Here is an 11,846-nt window from a genome sequence, read left to right on the forward strand (position 1 = left end):
TCACCGTCGATAGAAATATAACATGGAGTTGGCATAGTAAAATCCTTAGAGGTTGTGTGTAATAACACTCACTCTTAGTCAAAAAGCGTGCCAAAATGAAAATGTATATATTTCAACAATTTAAGTATTTGTTAATATACAAGCTGAGCAACTTTTTGCTCGAATCGAGCAAGATCTTGCTCAGGTCGAGCAAAAAGTTGCCCGGAAGCAAGAAATGCACCGAGGAGACTGTGAACCATCACAAATGATGAAAAATCAGAAAATACCCCACTGCTACAGAGGGGTCGATGGAAGGCTCGATACCGCTGTACTTTAACCTCAACCGCCGTCCGATACATCCAATGAGCGGGTAACTGCCTGCTGCATCGGTCGTTTGGCTGATAGCGGGTATTGGCTGTAACACGATAGAACGAAAAACGGCCCCAATTGAGGGCCGTTTGTAAGCGTATGGTTCGCTATCCAGTGCGTTCAAACCACTGTAAGTGATAGGAGTTGTGTTTTAAAATCTCAACGTTCAATTAACGCTGTTTATTACGAACACCTTGCTGACCTGAGCTTTTCTTCGGTTTACGACGTGATGGGTTGTTGCTACGCCCACCAGTACTGTTCACGCGCTCTTCGTGACGTTTAACCGCACGACGGATTTTTTGGCTGCGTGAACGCTCACGTTTACGTGATGAGTTTGATTTGCTCTCATCAAGAAGCGTTTGACGTTCAGGACGAAGTTCTACCAATTCACGTAGGTAGTTTACTTCTTTAAGATCCAGTTCCATCCAGCCGCCACGAGGCAATTTCTTATCTAGGTAGATATCACCGTAGCGTACACGTTTAAGGCGGCTAACCGTGGTATCTTGAGATTCCCACAAACGACGAACCTCACGGTTACGACCTTCGTTGATGGCTACGTAGAAAGTGTGGTTCATACCATCACCACCCGCGTAAACAACGTCTTCGAAACGCGCCATACCATCTTCTAGTTCAACACCGCGAACTAGATTCTTCACTTTTTGTTCCGTTACTTCGCCGAAGACACGTACTAAGTATTCACGCTCTACTTGACGACTTGGGTGCATCAAACGGTTTGCCAATTCACCATCTGTTGTGAAAAGCAGAAGTCCTGATGTGTTGGCATCTAAACGGCCAACTGAAATCCAGCGAGAGCCACGGATTTTAGGCAAACGGTCAAATACAGTACGACGACCTTCTGGGTCATGACGAGTACACAGTTCACCTTCTGGCTTGTAATATGCGAGTACTCGACAGATCACTTCTTCCTGCGCTTTAGCAGAAACAGTATGACCATCGATACGCACAACTGCGTTTTCATCTTCTAGTCGTTCACCAAGCTTAGCAACGACACCGTTCACACTCACGCGACCTGCTTTAATCAAAGCTTCTAGTTCGCGACGAGAGCCATGACCAGCTCGGGCTAATACTTTCTGTAGTTTTTCGTTCATTTATCTACCTATGTGTCGTCTTCTCAGACGTCGAATAAACAAGTGCGACCAAAAATCGCGGTCGCACATTATCGCAAAAAGTGTGCTAAAAATCACGTACTTTTGATTACTCGAACGGTGCAGGATCTCCAGTACCCACACGGGCAATCACAGGTTCGTCTTCACTAAAATCAACCACAGTGGTTGGTTGTTCACCCAAATAACCACCGTTAAGGATGCAGTCAACCGCATGTTCCAACTTATCGCGGATATCTTCTGGATCAGATTCCGTCACTTCGTTACCCGGTAGGATAAGAGAAGTCGACATCAATGGTTCACCTAACGCTTCAAGTAGATCAAGCGCAATGCGGTTGTCTGGAATACGAATACCGATCGTCTTACGCTTTGCATTCATTAGGCGACGTGGTACTTCCTTAGTCCCTTTAAAAATAAAAGTGTAAGGCCCCGGTGTATTATTCTTGAGTAGACGAAATGCCGTGTTGTCTACTCGAGCGTATAAAGAGATCTCTGACAGGTCACGACATAATAGAGTAAAGTTGTGCTTGTCGTTCAAGCGACGTATCTGACAGATACGCTCCAATGCTTGTTTATTTTCAAGCTGACAACCAAGTGCGTAGCCTGAATCGGTCGGGTAAACCACTACCCCACCGTTACGAATGATTGCTACAGCCTGATTGATCAAGCGAGCCTGTGGGTTTTCTGGATGAACGTAAAAAAACTGGCTCATTGTAATTCCTCATTATCGAGTCTCTCGACTCTATAGTTATTCAATATGGGCTGAATCTGTTGCCGAAGGTTCAATACCCCAATCCTTCCATACGGGTTCAACACCCGATGGCAACCATAAATTTCGACCTAGCTCCATCCAAGGAGATGGATAATGGAAGTCGCTACCTTGCGAAGCTAATAGTTTGTATTGTATAGCATAATCTGCCAAGTTGCGCCTTTCTTGTTGAGCTTGTTGCGGCTGTGCGACCTCCATCGCGTCACCACCGGCTTCAGTAAAGGCTGTTAACAGACGCTTGATCCATTTTGCCGTTAGATCATAGCGCCCCGGATGCGCGAGTACCGCATGCCCTCCGGCTTGATGAATCGCGTCAATCGCGTCTTTCATCGAGCACCATGTTGGGGGCACGTACCCTGGATTGTTACGAGTTAGGTACTTTTTAAAGACCTGCTGCATGGTCTTCGCATATTGGTTATCCACCAGCCATTTGGCAAAGTGCGCTCGGGTAATTGGTGCGTCGCCTGCAATAACCTTCACCTCTTCCAACACGCCTTCTCGAGTGGCTTTAGCCAACCTGCTGGCGATCAGTTCCGCACGACCTTCTCGATGCTTCTTTTGCTGCTCAATCAAGTCAGTGAGCGCTTGAGAGTGGGGATCGATGTTTAATCCAACAATATGGATATCTTTGTTTTGCCACACAGTGGAAATTTCAATCCCGTTGATCAGTGTCAGCGGTAAATTATTTTGCTTTATGTACTGATGTGCAGGCTCCAGTGCATCGACCGTGTCATGGTCAGTGATCGCTAAAACTTCAAGCTGAAAGCTCAATGCTCTATCGATTAATTCATTGGGAGGTAATCGTCCGTCTGAGGCTGTAGTGTGACTATGTAAATCAATTCGCATAATTTTAGTTTTTTTGGTTGACTTTTTACCTCTGCACTAGTTAACTAGTACACAAATACGAAGTACCTGATTTAAGGCTCACTATGTTACAAGACATCCAACAAAAGCAAAAAGCAAAAGTTACTGCTCACTCTATTAATAATAGAGCAGTAGATCTTGCTTGGTGGCGCACTTGGACAAGTTCTTGGTGGGCTAACGTGTACTTTTAATAAGTGAAAAGCATGTTCAAAAGCCCGCTGCCGAAGCGGGCTTTTTTGTTTTGTAATCTGTCTCACATCTAACTGCTCAAACAATGGACAAATTTAACCGAAACTTGATTGGGCGACTGTGCGCTTTATGCGACTATGTAGGCAGGAAACTATTTTTAGAGATAAGGAGGTCTGGTGAACAAGGCCATTGAAATCAAAAAGCTAGGCGCTATCGAACTGCTTCGAACCACCGCACCTTATGCCGAAGATCCAACACAGTTGTTTCACACCTTATGTGAACACAAAAGTGATAGCTTACTGTTAGAGTCGGCAGAAATTGATTCGAAACAGGATCTGCAAAGTCTGCTTATCGTAGATTCAGCTGTTCGCATTGTCTGTTTTGGCCATACCGTGACCATGACAGCCTTAACGGAGAACGGTAAAAACCTACTTACTCACCTCACCAACAATATCCAAGCGAATATCGAACACTCGTTTGATGGCAATCAGTTGGTCCTCCATTTTACAACGCCTTATGACACGATTGACGAGGATTCTCGTCTGCGTGAGGCCTCATCATTTGATGCCTTACGTTTGATTCAACATAGCTTTGATATCGACTCGCTACACAAACACGCCATTTTTATCGGCGGTCTGTTTGCCTATGATCTTGTGGCGAATTTCGAACCCTTAGGCGATGCAGAAGCGACGAATCAATGCCCAGATTATGTGTTCTATGTGGCCGAAACCTTGCTCGTGGTCGATCATCAGAAGCAATCTTGTGAACTGCAAGCGACACTATTTGCGGACACTTCGAATCCAACTCAACTAGAGCAACGCCTTGACTCTATCCGCCAACAGTGTGCAGAGCTCAAGCCATTACCAAAAGCGACGTTGGTCAGCGATACCACCGCGACACCAAGTATATCTGATCAAGACTTCTGCCAGATTGTTCGCGACCTCAAAGAATATGTCGTCAAGGGAGATGTGTTTCAGGTTGTACCTTCTCGCCGCTTCACATTACCTTGCCCGTCGCCTCTTGCCGCTTACAAAGCATTGAAGCAAAGCAACCCAAGTCCTTACATGTTCTACATGCAAGATGAGTTGTTTACCCTGTTCGGCGCGTCACCAGAAAGCGCACTTAAATACGAAACTCATACCAATCAAATCGAGATATACCCTATTGCCGGTACTCGTCGTCGTGGCAAACGCGCAAACGGAGAGATTGATTTCGATCTCGATAGCCGAATTGAACTTGAGCTGCGTACCGATAAAAAAGAGAACGCTGAGCATATGATGCTAGTCGACTTAGCACGAAACGACGTAGCACGTATCTCTCAACCAGGTACACGTCACGTTGCCGATCTGTTGAAGGTTGATCGCTATAGCCATGTCATGCACTTAGTGTCTCGCGTGGTTGGGCAACTTCGCGATGACTTGGATGCCCTACACGCTTACCAAGCTTGCATGAATATGGGAACACTAACCGGCGCTCCTAAAATTCGCGCAATGCAGTTAATCCGCGATGTCGAACAAGCCCGACGTGGCAGTTACGGTGGTGCGGTGGGCTATCTAACGGGCGAAGGTACGCTAGATACTTGTATCGTTATTCGTTCTGCGTACGTTGAAAATGGCATTGCACAGGTTCAGGCTGGCGCAGGGGTGGTATTTGATTCTGACCCACAAAGCGAAGCCGATGAAACACGTGGCAAGGCACAAGCAGTAATCTCTGCTATTCAAGCAGCACACAAGGAGTAGCATCGAGATGGCAAATATCATATTCATCGACAACTTTGATTCGTTCACTTACAACTTGGTCGACCAATTTCGTTCTCTTGGTCATCAGGTCACGGTATACCGCAATAGCATTTCTGCCCAAGCGATTGAAAGCGCCGTTGCCGAACTCGACAATCCCGTCGTACTCTTATCTCCCGGGCCGGGCGCACCCTCTGAAGCTGGCTCGATGCCTGAGATTCTTCAGCGCTTAAAAGGTAAGGTGCCAATGATTGGCATCTGTCTCGGGCACCAAGCCATTGTGGAAGCCTACGGCGGCATTGTCGCGGGCGCTGGCGAAATCATCCACGGTAAAGTTTCGATGATGGAGCACGAAAACCATGCGACTTACCAAGGACTGCCATCACCGTTGGCGATTGCACGCTACCATTCACTTGTCGCAACCAAGGTGCCTGAAACGCTGACTATTACCGCAGAGGTTGATGGTTTGGTTATGTCTGTAGTACAAGAACAAGACAAGGTATGTGGATTCCAGTTCCACCCTGAGTCAATCATGACAACATATGGCGCAACATTGCTTGCGAATGCCATTGAATGGGCTCTAGAAAAGAACAATAAATAAGGAAGAAAATCATGGAACAGATTATTAGTAAGCTCTACGAACAGCAGTCGTTAACTCAGCATGAGAGCCAACAGTTATTTGACGTGATTATTCGCGGCGAATTAGACCCTATTTTAATGGCGGCAGCATTGACCGCTCTGAAAATCAAAGGTGAAACACCCGACGAGATCGCTGGCGCTGCTAAGGCTTTGCTCGCTAACGCCAATCCATTTCCACGCCCAGACTACGACTTTGCTGACATCGTCGGCACAGGGGGAGACGGTCACGACACAATCAACATTTCTACCACAGCGGCATTTGTGGCAGCGGCATGTGGATTAAAAGTGGCAAAGCATGGCAACCGCAGTGTCTCTAGTAAATCAGGCAGTTCAGATCTGCTTGATTCATTCGGTATCAACTTAGCAATGAGTGCCGAAGACACGCGAGCTGCGGTCGATACACTAGGCGTAGCATTTTTATTTGCGCCGCAATACCACCTTGGTGTTCGCCACGCAATGCCTGTTCGCCAAACCATGAAAACTCGAACAATCTTTAACATTTTGGGCCCGTTGATTAACCCTGCTCGCCCTAACATTGAGCTGATGGGCGTCTATAGTGAGGAGCTGGTTCGCCCTATCGCAGAAACCATGTTGCAGATGGGGATGAAACGCGCCGCGGTTGTCCACGGTAGCGGCTTAGATGAAGTAGCGATTCATGGCAAAACCACCGTCGCTGAGATTAAAGATGGTCAGATCCATGAGTACAGCCTGACACCAGCTGACTTTGGTCTTGAGGCGTACCCTCTTGAAGCAATCAAGGGGGGATCTCCTGAAGAAAACCGTGCGATCATTACCAATATGCTGACTGGTAAGGGAACCAACGCTCAGTTAGGTGCTGTAGCCGTCAACGTGGCGCTTTTGATGCGTTTATTTGGTCATGAAGATCTCAAAGCAAACACACAACAAGCCATCGAAGCGATGAACTCCGGTAAGGCGTATCAGTTAGTTCAGCAACTCGCAACACATGCATAACAACGGCAGTACAAGGTAAGCACAATGACTCAGGTGAAAGATAAATTATCCGAGCACGTTTCAGTGAAAGAAGCTGAGATGGCAGAAGTATTGGCAAAAATTGTTAGAGACAAGCATCAATGGGTCGCTGAACGTAAGCAAGCCCAACCCTTAGCCTCCTTCAAAGATACACTGGTTGCATCTGATCGCAGTTTCTATCAGGCGCTCAATCAACAAAAAACCGTCTTTATTACGGAATGTAAGAAGGCATCTCCTTCTAAAGGCTTAATCCGTGCAGAGTTCGACCTAGATTACATTGCTAATGTTTATAACAACCATGCGGATGCAATCTCAGTACTGACTGATGAGAAGTACTTCCAAGGTAACTTTGAGTTTTTACCTCAGGTGAGGAAGCAAGCCAAGCAGCCTATTCTGTGTAAAGACTTCATGATTGATCGCTATCAGGTTTACCTTGCACGCCACTACTTCGCTGATGCCATCCTGCTGATGTTATCGGTATTGGATGACAACGAATATGTTGAGTTAGCTGAAGTCGCTCACTCTCTTGATATGGGTGTCCTGACCGAAGTTAGCAATGAGGAAGAGTTGCAACGTGCTGTCGCATTAGGCGCAAAAGTGATTGGCATTAACAACCGTAACCTACGCGACCTTACAACGGATTTGAACCGTACCAAACAACTTGCTCCAACCATCCGTGAGCTCGCACCTGATGCCGTTATTATCTCTGAATCAGGAATTTATACTCATCAGCAAGTTCGTGACCTTAGCCAATATGCCGATGGTTTCTTGATTGGCAGTTCATTAATGGCTGAAGATGACTTAGAACTTGCAGTTCGTAAAGTGACCATGGGCGAGAACAAAGTCTGTGGGCTCACCCACCCTAACGATGCCGCGAAAGCCTATCAATCTGGTGCCGTTTTTGGCGGACTAATTTTTGTTGAACAGTCTCCACGCTACGTCGATCAGGAAAGCGCACGTCTGACAATGAGCGGAGCCCCGCTCAATTATGTCGGCGTGTTCCAAAATCATCGTCTAGAAACCATAGTCGACACCGTGTGTGAACTGGGTTTAGCCGCTGTTCAATTGCATGGTAGTGAAGACCAAGCATTTGTAAATCAACTGAAGTCCGCACTGCCACCACAAGTAGAAATTTGGAAAGCGTATGGTGTGAGTCAATCCGTTCCTGTCCTACTGAGTGAAAACATCGACCGCCATTTACTCGATACCAAAGTCGGTGCGCAAGTTGGCGGGACTGGCCTAGTGTTCGACTGGTCGTTAATTGGCGACCCATCCAAAGTCATGCTCGCGGGCGGTATCACTCCTTTCAACGCTCAAAAAGCGGCCGAGCAAGGATGCCTTGGACTCGACCTTAACTCAGGCGTGGAACACTCTCCGGGCAAAAAAGACGCAGACAAACTCGAACAAGCTTTTATTGCGATTAGAAACTACTAAATTATCAGCGACGTGAGTTGCTTCACGTTGGACAAAATTAAAGGAATTAAACACCATGGCAAAACTTGATGCCTACTTTGGCGAATATGGTGGTCAGTATGTACCACAAATTCTCGTTCCAGCTCTGGATCAGCTTGAACAAGCATTTATCGACGCACAACAAGACCCTGAGTTCCAAAGCGAATTCATGTCTCTGCTCCAAGAGTATGCAGGCCGTCCGACTGCCTTGACCTTGACGCGTAACTTAACCAAAGGCACCAAAACCAAACTTTACCTAAAACGTGAAGATCTACTGCACGGTGGTGCACACAAAACTAACCAAGTGTTAGGACAAGCTCTGCTAGCAAAACGCATGGGTAAGCACGAAATCATCGCGGAAACCGGTGCAGGTCAACACGGTGTTGCTACCGCTCTTGCATGTGCATTACTTGGTCTCAAGTGCCGTGTTTACATGGGTGCGAAAGACGTCGAACGTCAAAGCCCTAACGTATTCCGCATGAAACTTATGGGTGCAGAAGTCATTCCAGTTCACTCTGGCTCAGCGACGCTCAAAGACGCTTGTAACGAAGCATTGCGTGACTGGTCTGCCAGTTATGAAGAAGCACACTACCTCCTTGGCACTGCGGCAGGCCCTCACCCATTCCCAACCATAGTTCGCGAGTTCCAACACATGATCGGTGAAGAGACCAAAAACCAGATTTTGGCTCGTGAAGGACGTCTCCCAGATGCGGTCATCGCCTGTGTCGGAGGCGGTTCAAACGCTATTGGGATGTTTGCCGATTTCATTGAAGAAGAGAGTGTTCGCCTGATCGGTGTTGAACCTGCTGGTAAGGGTATCGATACTGACCAACATGGCGCACCACTGAAACATGGTAAAACAGGTATCTTCTTTGGTATGAAAGCCCCCTTGATGCAGGATGAGCATGGCCAAGTTGAAGAGTCGTACTCTGTCTCTGCCGGCCTAGACTTCCCTTCTGTAGGTCCACAGCATGCTTACTTGAACGCTATTGGTCGAGCTGAATACGATAACGTAACGGACGATGAAGCACTGGAAGCATTTCAAGAGCTAGCACGTAACGAAGGGATTATTCCAGCGTTAGAATCATCTCACGCATTAGCTCACGCGTTACGAATGGCACGTGAAAACCCTGAAAAAGAACAATTACTTGTGGTAAACCTTTCTGGTCGTGGCGATAAAGATATTTTCACTGTCCATGACATTCTGCAACAAAAAGGAGCGATCTAATGAACCGTTATGAAAAGCTATTCACGCGCTTAAACGATGCCAATCAAGGTGCTTTCGTTCCGTTCGTAACGGTTTGCGATCCTAATCCTGAGCAGTCATTCAAAATCATGGAAACCTTGGTTGAGTCTGGTGCAGATGCCCTTGAGTTAGGTATTCCATTCTCAGATCCTCTGGCAGACGGCCCTACCATTCAAGGAGCGAACATTCGTGCTCTTGAGGCGAGTGCAACACCTGATATCTGCTTTGATATGATCGCGAAGATTCGTAGCAAATATCCAGATCTACCAATTGGTCTGCTTATGTACGCGAACCTAGTTTACTCACGTGGAATAGATAACTTTTACCAACGCTGCGCGAATGCAGGTATTGACTCTGTGCTTATCGCAGACGTTCCGACCAACGAAAGTAGCGAGTTTGTCGCTGCGGCTGAAAAGTTTGGCATTCATCCAATTTTTATCGCACCGCCAACAGCGAGTGACGAGACGCTTAAGCAAGTTTCTCAATTGGGTGGTGGCTATACCTACCTACTTTCTCGAGCTGGTGTTACTGGTGCAGAAACCAAAGCCAACATGCCCGTTGGTGACATGCTAGAGAAACTAAAACGCTTTGATGCGCCACCAGCGTTGCTAGGATTTGGTATTTCAGAACCCGCTCAGGTAAAGCAGGCGATTGAATCTGGTGCTGCGGGGGCGATTTCGGGCTCTGCGGTGGTCAAGATCATCGAAAATAACCTTGATGACCCACAACAAATGTTAAATCAACTGGCAAACTTTGTTTCTTCAATGAAGTCAGCAACACATAAGTAACGTGTTAGCCATCTAAACTTCTATGAGATCAGCTTCTTATCAAGCATAAAAAGCTGATCTTTTTTTTAACAAACCCCACCCTTTGTTGCCACTGCTAAACAGCCGCAACAAGCAATCATTTCACCCCAAACCATCACCACATCAAATAGCAAACGGTTGCTATTGAGCAAAAAATTAGCACTCGTCAATAAATCATCGAATAATCCGTTCAACATGCCCTGTTCGATATTGCTAAATGTAAAAATTAAGTGTACAACTCACGACGAAATTATTATCCAATTACAAGTTTTCTCTTGGTGGGTAATTCTAGGAATTTAAATTTTCTTAGCACAGAGGTTATGGAAGTGTTAAAACAAAAGAATTTACTAAGCAACATTGGCGTACAAGTCGTTATTGCCATGATCCTGGGTACTGCCGTTGGTGCCTTCATGGGTGACAGCGCTACCATGTTCGCTCCACTTGGTGCGATTTTTATTAACCTAATCAAAATGCTGGTTATTCCTTTAGTTGCGGTTGCCCTGATCTCAGGTGCGGCAGGCCTAGGTAACAGCCAGTCTGCTGGTAAAGTGGGTCTAGTAACTTTAGGTTACTTCGGTCTAACTTCAGCATTAGCCGTTGCACTTGCGCTGTTTATGGGTGAAGTATTCAAGCCTGGACTTGGCATCGACGTATCAGGCGTTGAAGGCATGTTCTCAGCAGAATACGCTTCTAAAGGTGAGCTACCTACTTTCTGGGCAACCATTACTGGTATGATCCCAACTAACGTTTTCCAATCACTTAACGAAGCAAACATCCTTCAGATTCTGGTTTTCTGTATGTTCTTTGGTATTGCAATTTCTAAGCAGTCAAAAGAGCGTCGCGAACCAATCATGAATGGCGTGAACTGTATTGTTGATGCAATGGTATGGATGATCAACAAAGTCATGATCATTGCTCCAATTGGTGTATTCGGTCTGATGGCTGAAGCGGTCGGTACGTTTGGTTTTGGCGCGCTAATGGTCGTCTTCAAACTATTCGTTGTTTACGTTGCCGCTATCATGATCTTCGGCTTCATCGCTTACCCATTAATGGTGCATATCTTCACTAAGACTTCAGCGAAAAAATTCCTTGTTGCTATGAAGAAACCACAAGCGGTTGCACTATCAACAGCGTCATCTATGGCGACGCTTCCTGTAACAATGGATACCGTTGAAAATGAACTAGGCGTAAGAAACTCTACCGCGTCGTTTGTTCTGCCTCTAGGTGCAACCATCAACATGTCTGGTAACGCAATTTACTACGGTCTAGTGGCAATCTTCTTTGCTCAGCTATTCAATATCGACCTAGGTATCGGCGCTTACATCGCGATCATCGTGACCTCTACACTGGGTGCGGTTGGCCAGGCGGGTGTTCCAGGTCCTTCTTTCCTTGTTGTCGCTGTTCTTCTGGCTGCTGGTATTCCAATTGAAGGTCTACCGCTACTGTTCGCTCTAGACCGTATCTTCGATATGATTCGTACAGCACTTAACATCACTGGTGATGCAGCGTGTGCGGTTATCGTCGACGCGCTTATCGAAGAAGAAGCACAACAAGAGTTGAAACAACAGCAAGCTTGATGCTTCTCGATGTTCAGTTAATAGAAAGCCACTCAAAAAGAGTGGCTTTTTTGTGTCTGTCATACTTTGAGAACCTGCGAAGCTATGACCAGAACATTATGATTTC

11 protein-coding genes and 1 other annotated feature are annotated in these 11,846 nt (G+C 46.4%); of the genes, 8 read left to right on the plus strand and 3 right to left on the minus strand.

Annotation, left to right across the window (positions count from 1 at the left end; all coding sequences use genetic code 11):
- Positions 1–518 precede the first annotated feature (518 nt).
- From rluB to rnm, 3 genes are all read right to left on the minus strand, one after another.
- Positions 519–1,457 carry a 23S rRNA pseudouridine(2605) synthase RluB gene (rluB, locus tag ACQEXT_RS01330; protein WP_138973252.1) on the minus strand — a complete coding sequence of 313 codons (939 nt, stop codon included), beginning with the start codon at positions 1,455–1,457 and terminating at the stop codon, positions 519–521.
- Positions 1,458–1,563: 106 nt separating this feature from the next.
- Positions 1,564–2,184, minus strand: coding sequence for an L-threonylcarbamoyladenylate synthase (locus ACQEXT_RS01335; RefSeq protein ID WP_138973253.1), 621 nt, complete (start codon positions 2,182–2,184; stop codon positions 1,564–1,566).
- A gap of 36 nt (positions 2,185–2,220) precedes the next feature.
- Positions 2,221–3,087, minus strand: a complete 867-nt coding sequence (gene rnm, locus ACQEXT_RS01340) for an RNase RNM (RefSeq protein WP_331417031.1) — start codon at positions 3,085–3,087, stop codon at positions 2,221–2,223.
- Between the two features lie 83 nt (positions 3,088–3,170).
- Here rnm and ACQEXT_RS01345 point away from each other — a divergent pair, with 83 nt between their 5' ends.
- The 8 genes from ACQEXT_RS01345 (at position 3,171) to ACQEXT_RS01380 (ending at position 11,740) form a co-directional block, all read left to right on the plus strand.
- The gene (locus ACQEXT_RS01345; RefSeq protein ID WP_138973255.1) at positions 3,171–3,296 is read left to right on the plus strand and encodes a Trp operon leader peptide; all 126 of its coding nucleotides are present in this window, start codon (positions 3,171–3,173) and stop codon (positions 3,294–3,296) included.
- Positions 3,243–3,345 (plus strand) — a sequence feature (Trp leader region). (Overlaps the previous gene by 54 nt.)
- A 125-nt stretch (positions 3,346–3,470) precedes the next feature.
- Positions 3,471–5,033 (plus strand): anthranilate synthase component 1, encoded by a 1,563-nt coding sequence (locus ACQEXT_RS01350; RefSeq protein WP_426950301.1) that lies wholly within the window; start codon positions 3,471–3,473, stop codon positions 5,031–5,033.
- Positions 5,034–5,040: 7 nt separating this feature from the next.
- Positions 5,041–5,631, plus strand: coding sequence for an aminodeoxychorismate/anthranilate synthase component II (locus ACQEXT_RS01355; RefSeq protein ID WP_426950302.1), 591 nt, complete (start codon positions 5,041–5,043; stop codon positions 5,629–5,631).
- Positions 5,632–5,642: 11 nt separating this feature from the next.
- Positions 5,643–6,641, plus strand: a complete 999-nt coding sequence (gene trpD / locus ACQEXT_RS01360) for an anthranilate phosphoribosyltransferase (protein WP_426950303.1) — start codon at positions 5,643–5,645, stop codon at positions 6,639–6,641.
- A gap of 24 nt (positions 6,642–6,665) precedes the next feature.
- Complete coding sequence (trpCF, locus tag ACQEXT_RS01365; protein ID WP_138973259.1) at positions 6,666–8,093, plus strand: bifunctional indole-3-glycerol-phosphate synthase TrpC/phosphoribosylanthranilate isomerase TrpF; 1,428 nt, start codon at positions 6,666–6,668, stop codon at positions 8,091–8,093.
- Between the two features lie 55 nt (positions 8,094–8,148).
- On the plus strand, positions 8,149–9,339 hold the full coding sequence (gene trpB, locus ACQEXT_RS01370; RefSeq protein ID WP_331426986.1) for a tryptophan synthase subunit beta: 1,191 nt from the start codon (positions 8,149–8,151) through the stop codon (positions 9,337–9,339).
- Entirely contained in the window at positions 9,339–10,145 is an 807-nt protein-coding gene (trpA, locus tag ACQEXT_RS01375; protein ID WP_426950304.1) for a tryptophan synthase subunit alpha, read from the plus strand. The genes trpB and trpA overlap by 1 nt, the downstream gene beginning before the upstream one ends.
- Before the next feature lie 338 nt (positions 10,146–10,483).
- The gene (locus tag ACQEXT_RS01380) at positions 10,484–11,740 is read left to right on the plus strand and encodes a dicarboxylate/amino acid:cation symporter (RefSeq protein ID WP_331417037.1); all 1,257 of its coding nucleotides are present in this window, start codon (positions 10,484–10,486) and stop codon (positions 11,738–11,740) included.
- Positions 11,741–11,846 lie beyond the last annotated feature (106 nt).

The organism is Vibrio sp. TRT 29B02 (assembly GCF_050113655.1).
Classification (GTDB): Bacteria; Pseudomonadota; Gammaproteobacteria; order Enterobacterales; family Vibrionaceae; genus Vibrio.